General features: G+C 68.3%; 14 protein-coding genes and 1 tRNA gene. 12 read left to right on the forward strand and 3 right to left on the reverse strand.

Annotated elements, in window-relative coordinates; translation table 11 throughout:
• The first annotated feature begins 44 nt into the window (after positions 1-44).
• Positions 45-914, forward strand: coding sequence for a 4-hydroxy-tetrahydrodipicolinate synthase (locus tag GXY15_04490; protein ID NLV40471.1), 870 nt, complete (start codon positions 45-47; stop codon positions 912-914).
• A gap of 76 nt (positions 915-990) precedes the next feature.
• Here GXY15_04490 and GXY15_04495 read toward each other — a convergent pair whose 3' ends face one another.
• Both GXY15_04495 and deoC read right to left on the reverse strand, forming a co-directional pair.
• Complete coding sequence (locus GXY15_04495; protein ID NLV40472.1) at positions 991-1,620, reverse strand: lysoplasmalogenase; 630 nt, start codon at positions 1,618-1,620, stop codon at positions 991-993.
• A gap of 30 nt (positions 1,621-1,650) precedes the next feature.
• Positions 1,651-2,376 carry a deoxyribose-phosphate aldolase gene (deoC, locus tag GXY15_04500; GenBank protein ID NLV40473.1) on the reverse strand — a complete coding sequence of 242 codons (726 nt, stop codon included), beginning with the start codon at positions 2,374-2,376 and terminating at the stop codon, positions 1,651-1,653.
• Between the two features lie 297 nt (positions 2,377-2,673).
• Between deoC and GXY15_04505 the strand changes: the two genes are divergently transcribed.
• The 10 genes from GXY15_04505 to GXY15_04550 all read left to right on the forward strand — a co-directional run bounded on the left by GXY15_04505 (position 2,674) and on the right by GXY15_04550 (position 18,370).
• Positions 2,674-5,496 carry a DEAD/DEAH box helicase gene (locus GXY15_04505; protein ID NLV40474.1) on the forward strand — a complete coding sequence of 941 codons (2,823 nt, stop codon included), beginning with the start codon at positions 2,674-2,676 and terminating at the stop codon, positions 5,494-5,496.
• Positions 5,497-5,914: 418 nt separating this feature from the next.
• Entirely contained in the window at positions 5,915-7,708 is a 1,794-nt protein-coding gene (locus GXY15_04510) for a site-specific DNA-methyltransferase (protein NLV40475.1), read from the forward strand.
• Positions 7,705-10,377 carry a DEAD/DEAH box helicase family protein gene (locus GXY15_04515; protein ID NLV40476.1) on the forward strand — a complete coding sequence of 891 codons (2,673 nt, stop codon included), beginning with the start codon at positions 7,705-7,707 and terminating at the stop codon, positions 10,375-10,377. Before GXY15_04510 ends, GXY15_04515 begins: the two co-directional genes overlap by 4 nt.
• A 116-nt stretch (positions 10,378-10,493) precedes the next feature.
• Positions 10,494-11,255: a methyltransferase domain-containing protein gene (locus GXY15_04520; protein ID NLV40477.1), complete on the forward strand. Its 762-nt coding sequence runs from the start codon at positions 10,494-10,496 to the stop codon at positions 11,253-11,255.
• 1 nt (position 11,256) lies between these two features.
• Positions 11,257-12,810, forward strand: coding sequence for a bacillithiol biosynthesis cysteine-adding enzyme BshC (gene bshC / locus GXY15_04525; protein NLV40478.1), 1,554 nt, complete (start codon positions 11,257-11,259; stop codon positions 12,808-12,810).
• A complete protein-coding gene (gene bshB1, locus GXY15_04530) occupies positions 12,807-13,541 on the forward strand; it encodes a bacillithiol biosynthesis deacetylase BshB1 (GenBank protein NLV40479.1) in 735 nt (244 codons plus the stop codon). Before bshC ends, bshB1 begins: the two co-directional genes overlap by 4 nt.
• On the forward strand, positions 13,538-14,686 hold the full coding sequence (gene bshA / locus GXY15_04535; GenBank protein NLV40480.1) for an N-acetyl-alpha-D-glucosaminyl L-malate synthase BshA: 1,149 nt from the start codon (positions 13,538-13,540) through the stop codon (positions 14,684-14,686). The genes bshB1 and bshA overlap by 4 nt, the downstream gene beginning before the upstream one ends.
• A gap of 15 nt (positions 14,687-14,701) precedes the next feature.
• Positions 14,702-14,881, forward strand: a complete 180-nt coding sequence (locus GXY15_04540; GenBank protein ID NLV40481.1) for a hypothetical protein — start codon at positions 14,702-14,704, stop codon at positions 14,879-14,881.
• A 59-nt stretch (positions 14,882-14,940) separates the two neighbouring features.
• Positions 14,941-17,994: a DUF5107 domain-containing protein gene (locus GXY15_04545; protein ID NLV40482.1), complete on the forward strand. Its 3,054-nt coding sequence runs from the start codon at positions 14,941-14,943 to the stop codon at positions 17,992-17,994.
• Between the two features lie 300 nt (positions 17,995-18,294).
• Positions 18,295-18,370 (forward strand) — tRNA-Lys (locus GXY15_04550).
• Positions 18,371-18,556: 186 nt separating this feature from the next.
• Here the strand turns inward: GXY15_04550 and GXY15_04555 are convergent.
• A complete protein-coding gene (locus GXY15_04555; protein NLV40483.1) occupies positions 18,557-18,700 on the reverse strand; it encodes a hypothetical protein in 144 nt (47 codons plus the stop codon).
• A gap of 244 nt (positions 18,701-18,944) precedes the next feature.
• On the opposite strand from GXY15_04555, the gene GXY15_04560 reads away from it, so the two are divergent.
• A partial coding sequence (locus GXY15_04560; GenBank protein ID NLV40484.1) for a hypothetical protein occupies positions 18,945-24,439 on the forward strand: 5,495 nt, incomplete at its 3' end.

Below are 24,439 nucleotides of genomic sequence, written 5' to 3' on the forward strand. Positions count from 1 at the left end.
CGGGGCGCAACAGCAATACCGACACAATGAAAGGAAAGAAGAGGATGTTCAAGGGCTCTTATGTGGCGCTGGTGACGCCGTTCAAGCAGAACATGGAGGTGGACTTCGAGGCCTACGGCCGCCTCATTGACTTCCACCTGGAGAAGGGCACCGACGGCATCGTCCCGTGCGGCTGCACCGGCGAGGCCGCCACGCTCTCCCACGACGAGCAGAAGCGCTGCATCCGCTTCACCGTCGAGCGCGTGGCCGGGCGCGTGCCCGTCGTCGCCGGCACCGGCTCCAACAACACCGCCGAGGCCGTCGGCCTCACGAAATACGCCGCCGAGGCGGGCGCCGACGGCGCGCTCCTCATCACGCCCTACTACAACAAGCCCACGGCCGCCGGGCAGATCGCCCACTACCGGGCCGTCGCCGCCGCCGTGGACATTCCGATCATGCTCTACAACGTGCCCGGACGCACGGGCGTGAAGATGGAGCCCGCCACCGTCGCCGAACTCAGCCGCACGCCAAACATCACGAGCATCAAGGAGGCCTGCGGCAGCGTGGACCAGGTCACGCAGATCATCAGCCTGTGCGGCATCACCGTGCTTTCCGGCGACGACAGCCTCACCCTGCCGATGATGGCCGTCGGCGCGACGGGCGTCGTGTCCGTCGCGGCCAACGTGGCCCCCGCCGAGGTCGCCGCGCTCTGCCGACAGGCCGCCGCCGGCGACTTCGCCGCGGCGCGGGAGACGCACTACAAGCTGGCCGCCCTCTTCAAGGGGCTCTTCGTCGAGACCAACCCCATGCCGGTCAAGGCCGCCCTCGCCCGCATGGGCCTCATCGAGAACGTCCTGCGCCTGCCGCTGGTCCCCCTGACCGAGAGCAAGCAGGGTGAGCTGGACGGCATCCTGAAGGACCTGGCCATCCTCTGACAGGAACCCGCCCCCGCGCGGGGCGGCGTGAAACGCCAACCCACGGGGCGCGCCTTCGGGCGCGCCCCTTCCGTGTTCACTGGGTCGAGGCGATGGTCCAGGCGAACCACGCCTGGGCGGCGTAGTACAGCGGCAGGCCGATGAGCCGGTTCACGAAGCCCGGCCGCACAAAGCGGTCCCGCGCCACGAAAAAGTCCGACGCGTAGAAGAGCACCGCCGCCGCCAGCAGCTCCCCGCTGCGCAGGTCGGCCACCGTGCCCGCAGCCAGGGTGACCATCAGCGTGATGACCCCCATGTACGCCAGCACGGGGGCGCGCATGTCCCCCAGGTGCGGCTTCAGGTAGCGGGCGACCCCCAGCGACACGGGCAGCACGAGGACCCCGCCGATGATGACGCCCGCGGGCGCCGCCCCCTGCACCAGGAACGCCGCGCAGTACGCCAGATGCGCCAGGAAGAACGCCGCCATCCCCATCAGGAAAATGTGGCGGTTCCGCGAGATGAGGAAGAAGTCCCCCCACCACGAGAACCCCAGCGCGGCGAGCACCGCCAGGCCGTAGGCGCTGTGGAAGCCCCCGGCGGCCACGCCCAGGGCGATGAACCCCGTGGACGCGACAATCTTGAACAGCCCCGAGGCGTGGTTCCCGAGCGGCTCCGCCGCCAGCATCAGCGTCAGCCCCACGGTCATCAGCAGGATGCAGAATGTCATGGTGTTCCCTCCTTGCCGGCGTCCTTCGCGTCAGGCCGGGCTCTCCGGCCCCTCCGAAAGGATCGCCACGCCCGCGCTCGTGCCGACCACGCTGGCCCCCGCCTGCAGCATCGCCACCGCGCCGCCCCAGGTGCGGACGCCCCCGGCGGCCTTCACCCCCAGCCGGTTGCCCACCGTCTCCCGCATCAGCGCCACATCCTCCACCGTTGCGCCGCCCGGGCCGAAGCCCGTCGCCGTCTTCACAAACGCCGCCCCCGCCCGCACCGCCATCTCGCAGACCATGATCTTCTCGTCCCGGTTCAGGCAGCCCGTCTCCAGGATCACCTTCAGCGGAACCTCCTTCACCGCCGCCGCCACCGCCGCGATCTCCCGCTCCACAAAGTCCGGATACCCCGACTTCAGCGCGCCGAGGTTGATCACCATGTCCAGCTCCCGCGCGCCGTTCTGCACCGCCTCCTTCGCCTCCTCCACCTTCATCCGCGCCGTCGCCGCCCCCAGCGGAAACGCCACGCACGCGTCCACCACCACCTGCGTCTCCCGCAGCAGCTTTGCGCAGAACGTGACCCACGCCGGGTTCACCGACACCGCGCGGAACCCGTGCTCCGCCGCCTCCACGCACAGCTGCCGCACCTCCGCCTCCGTCGCGTGGGCGCGCAGCAGCGTGTGGTCAATCCTCCGGGCCATGTCGGCGCGCGATATCAAGGCAAAAACTCCCAATAAATGCGGTTCATCCCGACCCCGGTCCCCGCGGGCCATGATACCACGAACCGCCGCCGCGCCGGGAACGGCGCCCGCAGCGTAGACGCGGCATCCTGCCGCGTTCTTGGGGCGTGCCGTAGACCCGAAGAACGCGGCAGGATGCCGCGTCCACGTTTTCGGCCCCCCCCGCAGTCATCGCGGAGGAGGCCGCGCAGCGGCCGACGCGGCGACCTCTTGTCGGAAAGCCCCCGGTACGCGGATTCGTTTGGAGAGCGGCGGTTGCGCGCGACTGCCCCGCGGTTGTAGGATGGCGAACAAGTAGGACAGCACCCTTCGACGGGGGACAAGACGGGGATGACTCCGTACCACAGCCAATACTGGGCGCACGCCCTGACGCTCCGAAGCGCGGCGGGGAGCATAGAGACCCTGTCCCGCTCCCTCTCCAACGCCCGCGTTGACCTCAATCCCCACCAGGTGGACGCCGCCCTCTTCGCCCTGCGTTCGCCCCTGTCCAAGGGGGTCATTCTGGCCGACGAGGTCGGCTTGGGCAAGACCATTGAGGCGGGTATTGTGATCGCCCAGCGCTGGGCGGAGCGCCGCCGCAGCATCCTGCTGATTGTGCCCGCCACCCTGCGCAAGCAATGGCAGCAGGAGCTTGAGGAAAAGTTCTACGTGCCCACCGTGGTGCTCGACGCCCGGGCCTGCGCGCTGATGGAGCGGGAGGGCGCCGCCAACCCCTTCCAGCAGCACGACCGCATCGTCATCTGCTCCTACCAGTTCGCCGCCGCCCGCGCGCAGGATGTCGCCGGGACCCCGTGGGACCTGGTGGTCATGGACGAGGCCCACCGGCTCCGCAACGCGTTCAAGCCCTCCAGCCGCATGGCGCGCACCGTCGCCTTCGCCGTGGGCCAGTCGCCCAAGCTGCTCCTGACGGCCACCCCTTTGCAGAACACCCTCATGGAGCTGTACGGCCTGGTCAGCATCATTGACGAGCATGTCTTCGGCGACGCGGCGTCCTTCCGCGAGCAGTTTCTCCGCACGCCCGACGAGCAGACCCGCAACTACGGCCTCCGCGAGCGGCTCCGCTCCGTGTGCATGCGCACCCTGCGCAAGCAGGTGGTCGAGTACATCCCGTTCACCCGGCGCATCCCCATCGCGCAGGACTTCTGCCCCGGCGATGAGGAGCAGGCCCTCTACGACGCCATTTCATCCTATTTGCAGCGCGAGACGCTCATCGCCCTTCCCGCCAGCCAGCGCATGCTCATCACTCTTGTGCTGCGCAAGCTGCTGGCGTCGTCCACCTTCGCCATCGCGGGCACCCTGCGCAGCCTGATCGCCCGGCTGGAGGGCATTTCCGCGTCCGTCGGCTTCACCGAGGAGGACCTGGAGGAAATCGGGGAACTCGAGGAGGAGTGGGCGTCCGACGACGAGGAGCCCCCCGACAGCGGGTTCGAGATAGACCCCCGGCTCCTGAAGGAGGAGCTTGGGGAGCTGCGCCGCTTTGCCGCCCTTGCGGACGCCATCCGGGTCAACGCCAAGGGTGAGGCCCTTGTGCCCGCGCTGGCCATGGCCTTTTCCAAGGCGGAATCCATCGGCGCGCAGCGCAAGGCCATCATTTTCACCGAATCCCGGCGGACCCAGCAGTACCTCTTCGACCTGCTCTCGGAAAAGGGCTACGCCGGGCGGCTGGTCATGATGAACGGGGCCAACAACGACCCCGTCTCCCGCGAAATCTACGGCCGGTGGCTTGAGCGCCAAAGGGACCGGGACACCGTCACGGGCTCGCGCGCCGTGGACGTCAAGGCCGCCATCGTCGAGCACTTCCGCGACACCGCCTCCATCATGATCGCCACCGAGGCCGCCGCCGAGGGCGTCAACCTCCAGTTCTGCTCCCTCGTCGTCAACTACGACCTCCCGTGGAACCCCCAGCGGATCGAGCAGCGCATCGGCCGCTGCCACCGTTACGGTCAGAAGCATGACGTGGTCGTGCTCAACTTCCTCAACCGGCGCAACCAGGCCGACCAGCGGGTCTACCAGCTCCTCAGCGAGAAGTTCCGCCTGTTTGACGGCGTCTTCGGGGCCAGCGACGAGGTCCTCGGCGCCCTGGAGTCCGGCGTGGACATCGAGCGCCGCATCGCCCAGGTCTACCAGAGCTGCCGCACCCCCGACGAGATCGCCGCCGCCTTCGACGCCCTCCAGGCCGAACTCGACACCGAAATCCAGTCCCGCATGGCGGAAACACGCCGCACCCTCCTGGAAAACTTCGACGAGGAGGTCGGCGAGCGCCTGCGCATCCACCGCGACAGGACCCTCGAAAGCCTCTCCGAGCGCGAGCGCTGGCTCATGAACCTCACCCGCGCGGAGCTCAAAGGGCAGACGGAGTTCGACCCGGAGCGCCCCCGGTTCCGCTATTTCGGCCCCGACGCCCCGCACGGCTGGTACGACCTCGACTGGAAGCGCGCCGAACAGGGCGGCGAAATCTTCTACCGCCAGGGCCACCCGCTCGCCGCCCGCATCATTGACCGCGCCCTGGAGAGAGCCCTGCCGCCCGCCGCCCTCGCCTTCGACTATTCCGGGTCCGGCGCCGTCATCAGCATCCTCAAGCCCCTCGTGGGCCGCGCCGGATGGCTCGAACTCTCCAAGCTCACCGTCGAGTCCTTCGACACCGAGGAGTTCCTCGTCTTCGCCGCCCGCACCGAGGACGGCGACCCCCTGGACGACGAGACCTGCCGCAGGCTGCTCTCCCTCCCCGCCGCCGCAGACCCCGCCTGCCCCCCCCCGCCCGGACTGGAGGAGCTCCGCGCGGCGGAGGTGGGCGCCCGCCTGCGGATGGTCGAGGAGCGCAACGCCCGCCTCTTCGACGAGGAGGTCGTCAAGCTCGACCGCTGGTCCGACGACCTCAAGCAGGGCATGGAGCGGGAAATCAAGGAACTCGACAAGGCCATCCGCGAGGCCCGCAGGGCCGCCGCCCTCGCCGCCGCCCTTGCCGACAAGCTGGAGGCCCAGAAGCGGATCAAAGCCCTCGAGGCGGAGCGCGGACGCATGCGCCGCGAACTCTTCGACGCCCAGGACAGGATTGACGAACAGCGCGACGGGCTGATAGAACGGATCGAAAGACAGATGAAACAGCGGCAGACCTGTCAACCGGTGTTCACACTCCGGTGGCGCCTGCACTGAGGGAGACGCGCACATGGACGACAGCAGGATCACGGGTCCGGCCCGTCATTTTGCCGGCGCCGGCAAAATGATCGAACTCGGAAAGGGGGGGGAACGCGAAGTCCCTGATTCCCACCTCTCCCGCTTTGCCTGCTATCTCATCGCCCGGAACGGCGGCCCCCGCAAGCCGGAAGTCGCCCACGCGCAGGAATACGTAGCCGTGCAGACCCGGTGTCTGGATGCGCTCGCGGGCAGGGGCGTTCTCGCCCGGGTCGGAACAACGGGAAAGGGAACGCACTACGTCCTTTCACGGAAAGGGCTCACAAAGGGCTCATAGGGCTCACGGCGCAAAAGGGCTCGCAAAGGGCGCAATGGGCTCATGGCGGAGGAACACAGAAGGCCGAAACCCCGGGGAAGGCCCCGGGTGGAGCGGGAAAGCATGGCGAACACAAGACAAAAACTCGAACTCACCTGGATCGGAAAGGAAAACCGGCCCCGCCTGGAGCCGCGCATCCTCCTGGAGGACCCGGAGAGGTCGTACCATGCCGCAAGCCGGGTCTCCGAGAACGATCTCTTCGACAACCGGCTGATCTTCGGCGACAACCTCCTGGCGCTCAAGGCACTGGAACAGGAGTTCACCGGCAAGATCAAGTGTATCTACATCGATCCGCCGTTCAACACAGGTTCTGCGTTCGAACACTATGACGATGGCCTAGAACACTCCACTTGGCTCCAACTCATGCAACACCGATTGGAGATTCTGAGGCGCCTCTTGCTTCCTGAAGGCGTGTTGTTGCTTCACCTTGACGACAAGGAAATGGCATACGCCAAAGTGCTCTGCGATGAGGTATTTGGACGGCCTCAGTTCTTGAATATGTTTGTCGTAAAGACTTCGGATCCATCTGGACACAAAACGGTCAACCCGTCCCCTTATTCCCAAACAGAATATGTGCTTTTTTATGCAAAAGACCGTGCGCGGTACAAGTATGACCAGCGGTATGTCGAGTCATCTTACGACACCGGATACAACCGAGTGATATTAAACCCTAAGGAACCGTACACCAACTGGCGCTTTGGGAACATCAATGAGATTGTTTCAAAGCAGCTTGGGCACGACAGCACTCGTGAGGCGCAGAAATTCATGGGTCGAATGACCTTTTATGCTGTTGTGGCTCAATACGCGCTAGAGAATGCGCATGCTGTGTTTCAATTGACAGCGATTAGCAATGCTGCAGGTCGTTCGATAGTTAAAATGCGAGATGAGTCAGCGGCGAATCATGACAGAGTGTTCTTTCACCCGCGTGAGGGGCACGAGGATATTTATATTCTCAATGGAAGACAGATGTATTTCTACTCATCAAAAACCAAAGTGATCGATGGATCTAAGGTTCCAGCCAAGCCGCTAACAAATCTCTGGACAGATATTTCTTGGAACGGAATAGCCGGGGAGGGCGGAGTCGAGTTTAAGAATGGTAAGAAACCGGAGAAGCTGGTTCATCGCTGTATTGAGCTGTCCACTGAGCCCGGAGACATTGTTCTCGACTCCTTCGCGGGTTCCGGGACAACGGGTGCGGTGGCGCACAAGATGGGGCGGCGGTGGATCATGGTGGAGTTGGGCGAGCACTGCCACACACATATCATTCCCCGGCTGCAGAAGGTAATTGACGGCGAGGATCCGGGGGGGATCACGGAGGCCGCAGGCTGGCAGGGCGGGGGCGGGTTCCGGTACTACCGGCTGGCGCCGTCGCTGCTGGAGCGGGACCGGTTTGGCAACTGGGTCATCAGCCGGGAGTTCAACGCGGCCATGCTGGCGGAGGCGGTGTGCAAGCTGGAGGGGTTCGTGTATGCGCCGAGCGACGCCGTGTACTGGCAGCACGGTCACTCGACGGAGACGGATTTCCTTTATGTGACGACGCAGACCCTGACGCGGGACATGATGCAGCAACTGAGCGACGAGGTGGGCGCCACCCGCTCGCTGCTGGTGTACTGCGGCGCGTTCAGGGGCCGGGCGGACGCCTTTGCCAACCTGACGGTGAAGAAAATCCCCAAGGCGGTGCTGAGACGGTGCGAGTGGGGCCGCGACGACTACAGCCTGGAAGTGAGCGAGCTGCCGCCGCCCGCCCCCGCCCCGCCCCCCGAAGCGGCCCCGCCCGTGGCGCGCGGCAGCGCAAGGAGACAGCAGGAAACGGCATCGGGCCAGACGGACCTGTTTGAAGAGGGGGGCGAGCGATGAACCCGCAGGTGAACACCATCAGCAACCGGCTGAGCCTGCGCGCGCCGCAGCGCGAGGCGCTGGAGATTCTGGACCGCGTGTGCGACTTCATCCCGCTGCAGAAGGGCGGGGATGTCGGGGCGGCGCTGGACGCCATCCGGCCCTTATTCCCGTCGGTCGCGGATTTCGAGCGCGACTTCCCGTCGTTGTGCTTCGCGCTGGCGACGGGCGTGGGCAAGACGCGGCTCATGGGCGCGTTCATCAGCTACCTGCACCGCGTCGAGAGCATCCGGCACTTCTTCGTGCTGGCGCCGAACCTGACGATCTACGGCAAACTGATCGCGGACTTCACGCCGAACACGCCGAAATACGTGTTCCAGGGCATCTCCGAATTTGCCACCACGCCGCCGGTGATCATCACGGGCGACACCTATGAGCAGGGCATCGGCGTCCGTGACGGCTACCTGTTCGAGGCGGGCGAGGTGCACGTCAACATCTTCAACATCTCGAAGATCACCGGCGAAATGCGGGGGGGCAGCGCGCCGCGCATCAAGCGCCTGAGCGAGTACATCGGCGAGAGCTACTTCGAGTACCTGTCCAAGCTGGACGACCTGGTGCTGATCATGGACGAGTCGCACCGGTACCGGGCGGCGGCGGGCATGCAGGCCATCAACGACCTGAACCCCGTCCTGGGGCTGGAGCTGACGGCGACGCCCTTCATCCAGGCCGGGCAGCAGGTGCACCCGTTCCAAAACACGATCTATAGCTACCCGCTGTCCTGCGCGCTGAGCGACGGGTTCGTCAAGGAGCCCGCGGTGGCGACGCGCGAGAATTTCCAGGCGGACAACTACGACGGCGACGGCCTGGAACGGCTGAAACTGGAGGACGGCATCCGCTTCCACGAGAACACCAAGGTGGAGCTGGAGGTGTACGCGCGCGAGAACAGCCGGCCCATCGTGAAGCCGTTCATGCTGGTGGTGGCGCAGGACACGGGGCACGCTGACGCGCTGGTGCGGGTCATCGAGGACGACGGGTTCTTCGAGGGCCGGTACCGGGGCCGGGTCATCACGGTCCACTCCAACCTGCGCGGCGAGGAGCGGGACGAAACGGTCCAGCAGCTGCTCTCGGTGGAGGACCGGGAGAACCCGGTCGAGATCGTGGTCCACGTCAACATGCTCAAGGAGGGGTGGGACGTCACGAACCTGTACACCATCGTGCCGCTGCGGGCGGCCAACGCCCGGACGCTGGTGGAGCAGTCCATCGGGCGCGGCCTGCGCCTGCCCTATGGGAAGCGGACGGGCAACCCCGCCGTGGACCGCCTGACCATCGTGTCCCACGACCGGTTCCAGGAGATCATTGACCACGCCAACGACCCCCACTCCGTGATCCGGACGGGCATCGTCATCGGCCGCGACGTGCCGGACGGGAAGACGCGGGTGGTGGTGGCGCAGCCGACCCTGGAGACGCAGCTCCTGGGCGGGGAACCGGGGGCACCGGTGCAGGGGACCCTCCTGTTCGCGCGGCCCGAAGAGCGCCAGGCCATCCGCACGGTGCTCAACATCATCCGGGACTACGAGCGCCTGCCCCGTTCGGCGGACCTGCAGCTTCCGGAGGTCCAGCTGGAGCTGGTGGCGCGGGCGCGGGAGGTGATGACGCCGGCCCAGTACGAGATCGCGGGCACGTCGGAGCGGGTGGACCTGGAGCGGGTGGTGCGCGAGACGGCGGCGCGGTATGTCGCCTTGTCCATAGACATCCCCCGCATCGTGGTGGTGCCGAGGGGCGCGGTGACCGGCGGGTTCCGCGACTTTGACCTGGACACCTCCAACGTGCGCCTGCTGCCGGTGGCCACCGGCCTGATCTCCCAGGGGCTGCACGACGGAGCCCGGTATCGCCTGACCGGCGGCGACGGCATTGCGCCGGAGGACCGCCTGGAGGACTACCTCGTGCGCGGCCTCATAGACTTCGACGACGTGAACTACGATGAAAACGCCGAGCTGCTCTACAAGCTGGCCGGGCAGATGGTGCGCCACCTGCACTCGTACCTGAAGGACGACGACGAGGTGCTGAACGTGCTCCAGCACCACCAACAGACACTGGTCAACCTCATCCACGCGCAGATGCAGAACCACTACGAGGAGACGGCGGCGGAGTACGAGGCAAAGGTCAGCAAGGGGTTCACGACCATCCGGGAGACCGCGTTCAACGCGGCCGCCGACGAGGAGGTGCGCAATGTGCGCGCGCCTGTGGCCGACAGGCAGAACATCCGGCGCATGCTTTTCGGCGGCTTCCAGCGCTGCCTGTACTCCGTTCAGAAGTTCGACGCCGACTCCGAGCGGCGGTTTGCCGTGATCCTGGAAACGGACCCCGATGTGCTCAAATGGTTCAAACCGTCCCGGGGCGCTTTTGAGATCCACTACGGCCACGACGACGCGGCGTACAACCCCGACTTTGTGGTGGAGACCCAAACGGCCAAGTTCATCTGCGAGCCCAAGGCCGCCAATGAGATGGCCGACGAGACGGTGCTCGCCAAGGCCAGAGCCGCCGCCGTCTGGTGCCAGCACGCCACCAAACACGCCGAGACCTGCGGCGGCAAACCGTGGGCCTACCTGCTCATCCCCGACTCCGTCATCCAGGAAAACATGACCCTGCAGGGCCTGGCCGCCGCCCACACGTTCCGGCTGCCCGGCTGATTCCTCTTCCCGCTGTCTGTCGGTGGCGCCGTCGGTGCCTTTCCCGGGGTTGCGGCATGTCCGGGGGGTGTGCGATGTTACTCTGTGGGACGCATTGGGGCGGCCGAGAGGGTGCGATGACGGACAGCCGGGACATATCCCCCAAGTGGTATCAGCGGAGCTTCGGCGCGCTGTACCCGCTGGTCTACGCCCACCGGAGCCCGGAGGCGGCGGCGGGGGAGGCGCGTTTTGCCGCGGAGGCCGTCGGGTTGGGCGCGGGGGACCGTGTGCTGGACCTGTGCTGCGGCGCGGGGCGGCATGCGGCGCATCTGCTGGGGCGGACCCGCCGGGTCACGGGGCTGGACTGGTCGCCGGAGCTGCTGGCGGCGGCGCGGGCGGGGCTGGGGGGCGCGGCGGCGCTGGTGCGGGGGGACATGCGGGCCCTGCCTTTCGGCGGGGTCTTTGACGGGGTGTTCAATTTTTTCACGAGCTTTGGCTATTTCGCGGACGACGCGGAGAATGCGCGGGCGGCGGGGGAGATGGCGCGGGTGCTGCGGCCCGGCGGGCGGCTGTTTCTGGACCATATCGGCGCGGCGTGGGCGGCGGCGCGGCTGGTGCCGCGTTCGGAGCGCGAGCAGGACGGCCTCCGCATCGTGGAGGAGCGCTGGCTGGACGGCGGCGAACCGCCCGCGCGGGTGAACAAGGTGACCACGGTCTGGCGGGACGGCGCGTGCCTCGGGCGCTTTCCGGAGTCGGTGCGGCTGTACACGCTGGAGACGCTGGGGGCCGTGCTGTCCGGCGCGGGGCTGGCGGTCGAGCGGGTGTTTGGCGACTACGGGGACGTTTCCCCCGGCCCCGACGCGCCCCGGCTGATTTTCGTGTGCAGAAAGGGCGGGTGACATGACGGCGGATTTTGCGGCAGCCTATGCGTCCGGCGACCCAGCGGCCTGCGCGCTCCTTGGCGGGCCGCACGGGCGGCTGTTCACCGCGCCCGGCCCCGTGCCCGCGCCGCCGCCGGAGGTTGTTTCCGAGATCAACGAACACCAGGCGCGGCTGGGCACGGCCGCGCGGATTCCCGCAGGCGCGCGCCTCCTCGTCACGGGCCAGCAGCCCGGCCTCTTCGCGGGGCCGATGTACACGGTGTACAAGGCGGCGACGACGGTGTTGCTGGCGCGGGAGCTGGCGGCCACCACCGGCGCGCCCTGCGCGCCCGTGTTCTGGACCGCCTCCGAGGACCACGATTTCGACGAGGTGCGCACGGCGCACTTTCTCGACGCGCGCCGCGCGCCGTTTTCCCTGTCCCTGCCCGCGGAGGACCCGCCGTCCGACCGGCCCCTGTTCGCCGTGCCCGCAACCGAGGCGCTGCACGCGCTCATTGACGAGGCGGCGGCCCGCTGCGCGGGGTCCGAGCTGACGCCGGAGGTGGCGGCCTTCCTGCATGACACGGCGTCGGCGTCGGACTCGCTGGCGGATTGGTTCCAGCGCATAATGGCCCGCCTGTTCGGCGGCACGCCGCTGGTCCATTTCGCGCCCCACTGGCCCGCCGCGCGGGCGGCGGTGCGCGGCGTGATCCGGCGCGAGATCGAGACCCCCCTCGTGTCCACGCGCCTCGTGAACGGGGCGGCGTCGGCGCTGGAGCGCCTGGGGTATGCGGCGGGGGTGCGGCGTCCGGAGACGGCGTGCAACTTCTTCCTGCTGTCCGGCGGGCGGCGGCTGCGCGTCCACTGGCAGGACGGCCGCTTTGTGCTGCCCGACGCCCCCGGCGGGGACTACGAACCGGCGGCGCTGCTGGACCTGCTGGAGGCGGAACCGGGGCGCTTCTCGCCGAACGTGGTCCTGCGGCCCGTGGTGCAGCAGGCGCTCTTCGGCGCGGCGGCCTGCGTCTGCGGCCCCGGCGAAACGGTATACTGGGCGCAGCTCGGCGGCGTCTTCGACCACTTCGACACGCCCTTCCCCGTGGTGTGGCCGCGGGCGCGCGCCGTGATCCTCGGCGCGAAGGAGCGCAAGCACCTGCGCGCATTCGGCCTGCCGGCGGAGGCGCTGGCCACCGGGGCGGACGCGGTGGTGGACCGGGCGCTGCGGGACGCGCCGCCGCCGGAGGCGCTGGCGGAGGCGCGGCGGCGACGCGACGCGATGCTCGCGGAGGCGGAGGCGCTGCGCGCGCGGCTTGGCGAAGGCCCCGCGGCGGACGCGGCGGCGAAACTGGCGGAGGCGGTGGGGCAGGGCTTCGGGCGCGTCGAGCGCGCGCTGCTGCACGGAGACCGCGAAAAGGTCGCCGCGCTGTCGGCGCGGGCGCGGCGGCTGTGCGATGTGGCGATGCCCGGGGGGCGTCCGCAGGAGCGGGCGCTGTCCCCGTTCACGTGGCTGTTTTCCGAGGGCTTCGGCTTCACGGACGCCGTGCTGCGCGGGCTGGACCCGCACGCGCCCGGCGTGCAGGAGATGGAAATCGGATGAGCGGAGAGACCACACCGGTGGATGTGCTGGCCGTCGGCGCGCATCCCGACGACGTCGAGATCGGCTGCGGCGGGCTGCTGGCGAAGCTCGTGCGCGACGGATACAGCGTCGCCCTGGCCGACCTTACGGCGGGGGAGACGGGCACCCGCGGCACCGTGGAGGAGCGGCGCGTGGAGGCGGCGAACGCCGCACGCGTGCTGGGGGTCCGCGCGCGCGTGTGCGCCGGCCTGCCCGACGGCGGCGTGGCCAACACGCCGGAGCAGCAGCGCGCGGTGATCCAGATCGTGCGGCGGTTCCGGCCGAAGGTGCTGGTGACGCTCATGGACCGCGACCGGCACCCGGACCACTCGGCGGCGCATGTCCTCGTGCGCGAGGCGAACTTCCTGGCGGGACTCGCCCGCATCGAGACGGGCCAGCCCGCCCACCGCACCCCGGTGCTTTATTACTTCCACCCCTACACCGACTTCACCGGCACGCCGGACTTCCTCGTGGACGTGACCGACACCTTCGACACCAAGCTCGCCGCCCTGGCGGAGCACAAATCCCAGTTCCACAACCCCGACCATCCCGGCGAGCAGACCTACATCTCGTCGCCCGAATTCTGGGAGGGCATCACCGTCCGCGCCCGCTACTGGGGCGGGCGCATGGGCGTGCGGTACGCCGAGCCCTTCTTCTGCGAGGGGCCCCTGCTGTTGGACACCCTCCCCGGGCTGAAAGGAACCGCCCCATGAAACTCGGCATCACCTGCCAGGCCGGCACCGGCGGCAGCGGCATCCTCGCCACCGAACTGGGCCTCGCCCTCGCCGCGCGGGGACACGAGGTCCACTTCGTCACCCTCGAGCAGCCCTTCCGCCTCGCCGGCTTCCGCGAGAACGTGTACACCCACTACGTCGAGGACGTGACCTACCCCGTGTTCCGCGTGCCGCCGTACACCCTGTCGCTGGCGTCCAAGATCAGCGAGGTGGCCGAGGAGCACGGGATCGAAATCTGGCATGCCCACTACGCCATCCCCAACGCGGCGGCGGCGCTCTTCGCGCGCGACATGCTGCCGCCCGAGCGGCGATTCTGCCTCGTCACCACGGTCCACGGCACCGACATCACCCTCGTCGGCGGGCACCCGTCGTTCTACCGCGCCACGCGCTTCGCCATGGAGAACAGCTGCGTCGTCACCGCCGTGTCCGACTGGCTCAGCCGCGAGACGGAGCGCGAGTTCGCCCTGACCGTTCCCGTGCGCACCATCCACAACTTCACGGACCCCGAACGGTTCAAACCGAAGCCCGCCGTGAACCGCGACCGGCTCGCCGCCCCCGGCGAGCGCATCGTCATGCACGTCTCCAACTTCCGCCCCGTGAAGCGTGTCACCGACGTGGTGCGCGCCTTTGCCCGCATGCTGGAGGAGGTGGACGCGCGGCTGCTCCTCGTGGGCGACGGCCCCGAGCGCCTCAGCGCCGTCGGCGTGGCCAAGCAGCTCGGCGTCCTCGACAAGATCACCAGCCTGGGCAACGTGGAGAACATCGAGGACCTGCTGCCCGCCGCCGACCTCGTGTTCCAGCCCAGCGAGCACGAGAGCTTCGGCCTCGTCCCGCTCGAGGCCATGGCCTGCGGCGTGCCCGTCCTTGCCACCGCCAGCGGCGGCGTCACCGAGGTCGTCGAACACGGCGTCACCGGCTACCTTTGCGGGGTCGGCGACATTGACGCCATGGTCCGCCACGGCGTCGCCATCCTGTCCGACCCCGCCCTGCGTGCGGCCCTGGGCGCGCGGGCGCGCGAGCGCGTCCTGACGCGGTTCCCCGTGGACCGCATCGTCGGCCAGTACGAGGCCCTGTACGCGGAGGTGCTGGAGCGCCGCCGCGCGCTCGGCGGCGCCCCCCACTGAGAAAGGAGAGAGGTCATGGGCTGCGAAACCTGCTTCATGCGCAAACACTACGAGAAGAACCCCCGCTCCCTGCTCGGGCGGATCTGGCGCTGGCACACGGGCTTCTGCCCCGGCTGGCGCGGCTACCTCAAGAGCCTGACCCCCGAGGCCCGCGCCGAACTCGACGCGCGGCTGGCCGAGGCGGCGAAGAAGTGACCGGGGCGCCCCGCCCGCGGCGCGGCGGGGGATGCACGTAACATAGAGAGGGTTGTGCGATGAGAATGGGCGCGTGGATCGGTCTGTTCCTGATTGCGGGGGCGTCTCTCGCCGCGGAGCCGGTGAAACAGTGGGAGGACACGCTCACGCTGCCCACCTACGGGTGGGAGGACGACCCGAACCCGGTGTTCCAGGCGTATGAGACATCCATCTACTACCCCTGGACCCGGCAGGACCACCTGCCGCCGCACAAGGAGGACCGCGCCTACCGCGCCCTGCACCTGGAGAACGAGTACCTGCACGTGGTCTGCCTGCCCGGGCTGGGCGGGCGCATCCACTCGGTGTTCGACAAGACCACCGGGGAGGAGATGTTCCACAAGAACGACGTGATCAAGCCCGCGCTCATCGCCATGCGCGGCGCGTGGATCGCCGGCGGCATCGAGTGGAACGTCGGCCCCCAGGGCCACACGGTTTTCATGATGGAGCCCGTGGGCGGCGTGCTGGAGGCGAACCCCGACGGCTCCGCCACCCTCATTGTCGCCGCCGTGGAGAAGACCTTCCGCACGCGCTGGGAGGTGCGCCTCACCCTGCATCCCGGCCGCGCGCTCCTCGACGAGGAAATCCGCCTGACGAACCCCACCGACGGGGTGCAGCCCTACTACTTCTGGAACAACACGGCCTTCCCCAGCCGGCCCGGCACCCGCTTCATCTACCCCATGACCCTGGGCACGGACCACAACGGCACCACCTTCTTCACCTGGCCGGAAAACGGGGGCCGCGACATCACCTGGCTCAAGAACTACGACACCATGACCTCCGTGTTCGGGTACAAGGTGGACTTCGACTTCTTCGGCGCCTATGACGCCGAACGCGACCGCGGCATCGTGTCCCACGCCAACCACCACCAGGTGCCCGGAAAGAAGGCCTGGACCTGGGGCACCGACGACTTCGGCGTTTACAGCCAGACGGGCCTCACCGACGCGGGCCGCGACGAGGCCCCCTACATCGAGGTGCAGAGCGGCCCCCTGCGCACGCAGGCGGACCACGGCATGATGCGCCCCCGCCAGACCATCGCCTGGCGCGAGTGCTGGTATCCCGTCCACGGTCTCGGCGACGGCTTCGACTTCGCCAACGGCGACCTGGCGGTCTCCGTGAAACGCGACGGCGCCGGGCTCGCGGTCCGCATGATCGCCACCGCCGAACACGCCGCCGCCGAGTGCGCGCTCTTCGGCGCGGACTCCGCGCCGCTGGGCGCGCGGATCGTCACCCTCTTCCCGAAGACGCCCAACGTCCTCGCGTTCGACCTCGGGAAGGACGTGCCCGCCGACGCGCCCCTGCGGCTGCGGGTCTCCGTCCCCGGCGCGGTCCTGCTGGACCAGGTTTTCCCCCTGCAAATCCCCAAGGTGAACCCGCCCAGCCTGGAGAAGAAGCCGTCCCGCGCCGACGGCCTCCCCACGGCGGACGAACTGTTCGCGGAGGCTTTCCTGCTGGACAGCCAGTCGGATCCCGACGGGGCCCGCACCGCCTACGGCAAGGCGCTCGCGACGGACCCGGCCCATGCCGACACGCTCTGGGCGCTGGCCGTCCTCGACAACGAGCAGGGGCTCCACGCAGACGCGGCGGCCCATGCGGAAAAGGCCCTCGAGCGCGACCCGGAGCACGGCCCCGCCGCCTACCAGCTCGGCGTGGCCTGCCTGCGCCGGGGGGATTTCGCGGCGGCGGCCACCTGGGGGTGGAAGGCGTCGCGCTGCGCGGGCCTGGAGGCCGCCGGCCTCAACCTAGCGGGCCGCGCCGCCATGAACCTCGGACGGCCCGACGAGGCGCGCTCCCTGTTTGAGCGCGCCGCCGCGTGGGCGCCCCAGGACCGCGCCAACCGCGACAGCCTGCTGGCCGCGCGGTACGCTCTGGGCGGCGGGGAGGCCCTGGCAAAGGACCTCGCGGCCGTCCGCAAGGACGCCCCGCTCGACCCGCTGCCCGCGCTGCTGGAGCCGATGGCGCGCGGCGAGGTTCCCGCGCTGGTGCCCGCCCTCCGGGGGCTTGGCGGCGACCCCGTGTTCAACGTTCTCGACGCTGCCGCGTTCTTCGCGGACCACGGCCAGCCCGCGGCGGCGCTGCTGCTGCTGCGCGCCGCCCTCCCCGACAAGACGCTGTTTCCGCAGGACGACCCCTTCGTCCTCTACGCCGCCGCGTATTACCGCGACCGGCTCGGCGACGACGCGCCGCCCCCCCTGAAGGCCGTCCCCGTGGACGACCTGCTCGCCCGCGCCGCCGCCGCGCCCCTGTCCAAGAACTTCCCCCACGGCGCGCAGGCCTTCGCCGTGCTGGAATGGGCCGCCGCCCGGCAGCCCGCCGCCGCCAACGCGCCGTACCTGCTCGGCCTTGCCTGCGCGGGCGCCCACCGCCTGGACGAGGCCGTCGCGCGGTGGGAGGCCGCCGTCGCGCTCGACCCGGCCCTCGCGCCCGCGTGGCGGCTCCTCGGCCTGCACCGCTGGAAAAAAGACGCCGACCTGGCCGGTGCGGAGGAGTGCCTGAAGAAGGCCTTCGCCGCCGCCCCCGGCGACCAGGTCATCCTTAACGACCTCGCCGCCGTGCTCACGGCCCTCGGGCGGCGGCCCGAGGCGCTCGCGCTGGTCGAGGCGCTGCCCGCCGGCGTTGACATCCGCTACGACCTCGCCCTCTGGCGCGCAGAGGCCCTGCTGGGCGAGAAGCAGTACGACCGCTGCCTCGACCTCCTGCGCACCGGCGACTTCACCAACTGGGAGGGCGCCACCAAGCCCCGCGACCTCTACACCGCCGCCCTCACGGCGCGCGGGAAGCTCCGCGCCGAAGAGGGGCGCACCGGGGACGCCCTCGCCGACTTCCGCGAGGCCCTCACCTACCCCGAAAACCTCGGCGTCGGCCGCAAATACAAACCCACCGAGGCCGAGGCCCGCTACTGGGCCGGCAAAATGCTCCACCTGCTCGGCCGCACCGAAGAGGCCCGCGCCGAATGGACCGAGGGCGCAAGCCAGGTGGACCGCCAGTCCCCGCCGCTCCCCTTCATCACCGTCACCGACGCCCAGGACGCGCACGTCAAAAAATGCGCCGCCGCCCTCGAACTGCTGCCGAAATAGGCGGGAAAGGGGAGGGCGCCAGGCCGCGCCCCAATATGCGTTGACCTGCGGCGCACGCCTGTGGGGGCGCCGCCCGCCGCGCCCTCTCCCCGTGCCCGGGGCGCACACGAAAAGACCAGGACCCCCGCCCGTAGGGGCGCCGCTTGCCGCGCCCTCTTCTCGCGCCCTCTCCCCGCACAACATCCCCGTTTTTGAACGCGGTCTTACCCGGCAACGGCCGCCCCCGCTTTGACAATTCCCCCGCAGAAACGGTACTATTCCCCGGAGCGGCGCATGCGCCGCTACTGTCTTTTCTACAGTGGACGGGTAGCTCAGTTGGTAGAGCATCGGACTTTTAATCCGGTGGTCGCGGGTTCGAGCCCCGCCCCGTTCACCATTGATTTACAACGCAAACGCCGCAACTCCCCCGCCTCCCAGCGCCCGAAAACCGCCGGCATTCCTTACTGCCCCAGGGACCGCGCCGTGCTACGCCCCTTGGAGTGCGGTAGCTTGCTACCGCCTTTCTTCGCGCGGGCTCGCCCGCGCGCCCCTTCCTGCAGACTCCAGACTCTTCTTTTCCCCCTCAAACCTCCGCGTCCTCGTCGCCGGAAGGCTCCGGGCCTGCATTGCCCTCCAGCACCTGGTTCGCGTGCCGCGTCACCAGGCTGTCCCAGCTCACATCCGCGCGGATCAGCGTCGCGTCCACATGCACCGTCCGGGCGTTCACCAGCCCCGCGTCCCTATTCATTGGCGCTGCGGCAGGGAATGCCCCCTTCTCCGTTCCACCTGTTCCACCCAATCCCGGCCGAAGCCAGAGATTCTTCTTATAAGGAAGTGTTATTATTTAGAACCCGCTAAGTGCTATTGACAAACAATCAAAACATCTATATACTGGTGGGCGAGACTTGATACGGGGGAAACAGTGGCCGGTTGCTTGTAGTTGGATCGGCTGCACAGGGAAAGGGATGGTCATGCGTGGTACGGTTCGGCTGGGTGTGCTGGTTGGGGTTGCGGTGCTGGCGCTTGGAGGGGTGGGGTTCTTTGCCGGGTGGGCCGGGTTGCCGGGGGCTTCGGCGCAGTCGCCGTCCCCCTCCCCGTCCCCCGCTCCTGCCGTCAGCCAGGCCGCGGCGGTCCGCGCGTGGTATGAGCGGACCCTCCAAGCCTCTCCGCCGCCCGCACACACACCCATGGAGGTCTGCGAGACCTCGCTTTCCACGGACATTCCCGCCGCGCTGCTTGATCCGGAGGCCGTCACCGAACTTCTCCCCGAGGCAAAGAGCCTGAAGGGCCTGGAAAACCGCCTGGAAACCCTGCGCGACCGCCGTTCGCCGACGGCGGCGAAGATGCAGTCCGGGGGAGCCTCCCGCGCGCCGAAGGACCTCAAGACGCTGGACCAGTTCTTTGTCAGTCTCAACCTGGCCTCAGATTTCGCGTACACGTGGGAGTACTTTGACAGCACTGCCGCCCCCGGGACCATAGACTGCAACGCCCTGCTGACGACCACGGCGGGACAGATCACCCCGCTCGCCCCCAACGGCATCCCGGACCAGACCGAATTCCTTCTGCTCCAGGAAATCCTCCAAACCGAGGGGTATGACCGTTCCGCGCAGGGGGGGGCCTCCCAGGCCGCCGCCGCCGCGCGGTGGTACACCATCGAGGACGCGTTCGCCCTGGTGGAAGGGGTCTCCTCCGTGGACCAGCGAATCAGGAACACCATCACCGCCTATTGCATGCTCGGGGACTTGGTGTCTGTCTATGTCGGCCTGCTGATGGGGTCGGCCGTCGGATGGCTCCCAGAAACCGAGACCGCCCAGAACGACCTGCTCCATTATCCCCCCTGGCCCTTCAGCTTTGTTGGGGACACCGACGGTGACGGGCTCAGCAACCTGCTGGAATGGCAGGACGCCCCGTCAACCTACCTTGTCAGGGCGGCCGACCCGCTCCAATGTCCGACGGGCACCTTCCGCACCATGACCCGCACCATGGAGGGGGGCGCTTTGTGGCCCTACCCCGTGGCGGAGAAATACGCCTCCGGATCGGACGCCATGCTCCGCGCCATCGCCTGCCCGCCGTGGGAGTTCAAGCGGTGGGAGATCACCCCGTCCGGCGGCAGCATGCAGACCAGCACGGCCAACCCGCTGTTTGTGACCATGGACACGGACGTCGCCGTCCACGCTGTCTACGGTCCGGACGAGGACGCCGACATCGCGCCGTACATAGACGACCCCGCGCTGGAACAGGCCATTCGTGTGGCCGTCGGCTCGTTTGGCGGCCCTCTGTACTGGTCCGAGGTGCTGGACGGAAAGCTCACCTCCCTGACCGCCTCCGGCCTGGGAATCAGCCACCTTGACGGCCTGGAGCTGCTGGTGGAGCTGGTCACCCTCGACCTGTATGACAACGAGATTGCGGACATCGAGGAGGTGTCCATGCTGACCTCCCTCGAAGAGCTGGACCTGGGGCGCAACAGCATCACGGACCTCTCCCCCCTCGCCCCGCTGGTCAACCTGACGGCGGTGGAGCTTGGCTGCGGCAACATCCTCACCCGGGGTATTGCGCCCATTCCCGGCCAAAGTAACCAGATTGTGGATGTCAGCCCCCTGGCGGACCTCACGCAGCTCACTTTTCTCGGCCTCAGCGGCAATGACATCACAGACGTTTCCCCGCTGGCGGATCTGGAGAATCTCCAATACCTTGCCCTTAGCGGCAATCCGGCCACGGACTTCTCCCCCCTCTACGGGTTGCAGGACCTGGTCCTGCTGGGGCTGGGCGACCTCGGGCTGAACGACACGCAGATGACCTCCCTGCTCTCCAACTGGCCGGACCTCATGGGCGTGGACGTCTCCTGGAACAACCTCACCTCCCTCTCCTGCGTCTCCTCCTGCACGGGGCTGCAGCTCATTCTGGCGCACGGTAACTTCTCCCTCGCCAGCATCGCCGCCCTGTCCAACACGCCAGACCTCCAGGTGCTGCTGGCGGCAAGCTGCCAGATCACCTCCGCCGACGCCCTCGCCGGGGTCGCCGAGTCGGAAAACACCTTCTATCTCCAGGACAACCAGATTTCCGGCCTGTCCGCCCTTGCTGCGGCGACGTTCACGGACAGTTACGTTGACCTGACCGGCAATCCCCTCACGCAGGACGACGTGTGCACCCATATTCCGGTCCTGGAGGCGCGGGACAACCAGGTGGACCACGACGCCTTTTGCGGCCCGTCCTATTCCCTGGGCACCGCCGTGAGCCCGGCCGATTCGGGGGCCGTCTCTCCCTTCACGGGCACCCGCGCGGTCGCGCAGAACAGCACGGTGCAGCTGGAGGCGGTGCAGACTAATCCGGCCTATGTGTTCCAGTCGTGGCAGGGCGACGCCTCGGGCACGGACCCGCAGACCGCCGTCGAGATGACGGCGAACAAGAATGTCACCGCCGTGTTCGCGGCCAGTGCCATCACCCTGACCATGCTACCCCACGAAGGCGTGGGGACGGTGTCCCCCGCCCCCGGCGAATGGGCCTGCCGCAGCGGCGAATACCGCTGCCTCTCCGCCGCCCCCGGCCCTGGATGGGCTTTCCTGCACTGGGTGGACAGCGCCAATGCGGTGGTTTCCGACGACCCGAACCACTGCTTCGAGGTCTCCGCCAGCACCTCCTTCAGGGCGGTCTTCCTGCCCGCCGAGGTGACGCTGGACATGTACCGCGTGGGCGAGGGGTCTGTGCAACCCCCGGAGGGGCGCCACTATTTCCTCTACAACGACGATGTCTCCCTCCAGGCCTGGCCGTTCTCCGGCTGGTTCTTTGACCAGTGGTCCGGTGACGCCGCGGGAGGCGAACCCCTCAGCTCCATCGTCATGAACCAGAACCGGGAAATCACGGCGAACTTCGCGGCCTATGACGGGTCCCTCACGGTCCAGGTGACCGGCCAGGGCTCCGTGTCCCCCACGCCGGGCGTCCATTGCCACCTGGACGGCGACGTGGTCCCCTTTGAGGTGGACCCGGCCCCCGGCTGGATGCTCGACCACTGGGAGGGGGCGCTCGCCTCCGAGGGCCGCTACCGCAAGCCCTCCCTGGTCACCCAGGGCACGCAGACCGTCACCGTGGTCTTTGTCCAGGTGCCCCAGACCGCAGTGACCTTCGCCGACGCCAACCTGGAAGCCGCCGTGCGCGGCGCCATAGACAAGCCCGCGGGTGACCTGTACCTCACCGACCTGGTCGGACGCGATCCGGAGTTCACCGAACTCGACGCCTACAGCAGCCAGATCGCCTCGCTGCAGGGCCTGGAACACTGCGCCGACCTGACCTTCCTGAATCTCTCCGGCAACCCGGGCATCACCAGCCTTGCCCCCGTGGCCCCGCTGGTCAACCTGCAGATACTTATCCTGTCCGGGACCCAGCCCGTCTCCCTGGAGCCCATCGGGGACCTGCACCACCTGTTCGGGCTCGTGCTGGACGGGTGCGGCGTGTCGGACTGGTCCTTCCTGGCCCCTCTCACGGAGCTGTGGGTACTCAGCGTCGGGGACAACGGTGTGTCGGACCTGTCTTTCCTGGCCAATCGCACGGGGCTGTGGGGTCTCAGCATCGCCGACAACGATGTGACAGACCCGTCCATCCTCTCCACCCTCACGAACTTGGAGCACTTGGAAGTCTCCTCCAACCCCCTGGCGACCGCCGGGTTGGGCTTCGCCGCTCCGCTGGTCAACCTCACGTATTTTCAGGCGGATGACATCGGCGTGTCCGATCTCACCCCCCTGGCGGGACTGGGAAACCTGGAGATGCTGTATCTGGAGGACAATGACATCACCGACCTGGCCCCCCTCGTGGCAAACACCGGCCTGGCCAGCGGCGACGACGTGCGTCTTTCCATGAACCCCCTGACCCAGGAGGCTCTCTGCACGCAGATTCCCGCCCTGCAGGCCCGCGGCGTGTATGTCTTGCATGACGGGTCGTGCCGGCATGTCCTGGATGTGGACGTCGTCGGGGAGGGCTCGGTCGCCCTGTCCCCGGACCAGACGGACTATGCCCCGGACACGGAGGTCTCCCTCACCGCCACAGCGGACGACCACTGGCATTTTGTGGAGTGGCAGGGCGACGCCACCGGCGGCACTTCCCCCGCCACGGTCACCCTCGACACCAACCGGGCGGTCACCGCGGTCTTCGCCGTGGACCGCCACACCGTCACCGTCACCGCCCCCGGGGGCGGGCTGGTCACCCTGAGTTCCGGGGAGGAAAGCGACGGCCCCGCGGCGGAGGTCTCGCTGGAGCTGGACTACGGCGCTTCGTACACCGTCACAGCCACCGCGGAGGACCACTGGCATTTCCTCGAATGGCAGGACGACTTGACAGGCGCCCAGACCCCGGCCCAGGGCACCGTCTCCGGGGACCTGGAGATCACCGCGGCCTTTGAGAAGGACACGCACACCGTGTCCCTCTCCACCCTGCAGACCACCGGCGGCACGATCACCCTGGCCGCCGGCGCGAATTCCGACGGCCCGGACACCGAGGTCTCTCTGGAGGTGGACTACGGGACCGAAGTGACCCTCACCGCCGCCCCGGCATCGTTGTGGCAGTTCTCCGAGTGGACCGGCGACGTGACGGGATCGGGGAATCCCGTGGCAGTGACGGTCGGCGAGGATATGGACGCCGAGGCCGTCTTCACGCAGACCCAGCACACCATCACGGTGAGCGCCGTCAGCGCCCACGCGGGGCTCTCCCTCCCGGTGGAATGCGCCATCACACTCACCCTCACGGCCAACAACCTCTATGACGGCCCCGCGGCCTCCGTCTCCCTGCCCAATGTGTCCTACGACGCGGCGTTCACCGTCGAGGCCGATGTGGCCGAGGGATGGCGGCTCAAGGAATGGCAGGGCGGGGGCGTCTTCACGGGCAATGCCCTGCTGCTGCAGGGCACCTTCGCCGGGGACCTGACGGGCACCGCCGTCTTTGCCAAAGAACAGACGCTTTCCGTGGAGCTGGCCCCGGACTCGCTGGTGAAGGTGGACGTCTATGGGCCGGACCTGATGGCCCCGGACGCCTCCACGGTGCTGGACGCGACGGAGCAGCGGGTGCTGTATGAGTATGTCGTGGACTATGGCACGGAGCTGACGCTGTATCCCTATCCGCTCAACGAGGCCCCGTGGCGCTTCACGGGGTGGCTGGGGGACGACGCCTCTCTGGTGGTGGACGGGGTGGTGGAAATGACGGACGACATCGCCCTGGTGGCCGGGTTCACGCCGGAGTGGGCGCTGGTGCTGGAGGATCCGGGTATTGCCGCCGTGCCGGAACCGTATTACACGGGCCGGTATCTGGACGGCGTGGAGGTGGTGCTCACGGCGGTGCCGCCGGAGGGGTACCATCTCTCCGGGTGGACGGGCCACCTGTCGGGGGCGGTGAATCCGGAAACGCTGGAGATGGACGGAAACAAGGCGGTCGGCGCGGTCTACGCGAAGGACGGGCACACGCTCACCGTCGCCTGCGACGGGGA

It is taken from the genome of Candidatus Hydrogenedentota bacterium (genome assembly GCA_012730045.1).
Classification (GTDB): domain Bacteria; phylum Hydrogenedentota; class Hydrogenedentia; order Hydrogenedentales; family CAITNO01; genus JAAYBR01.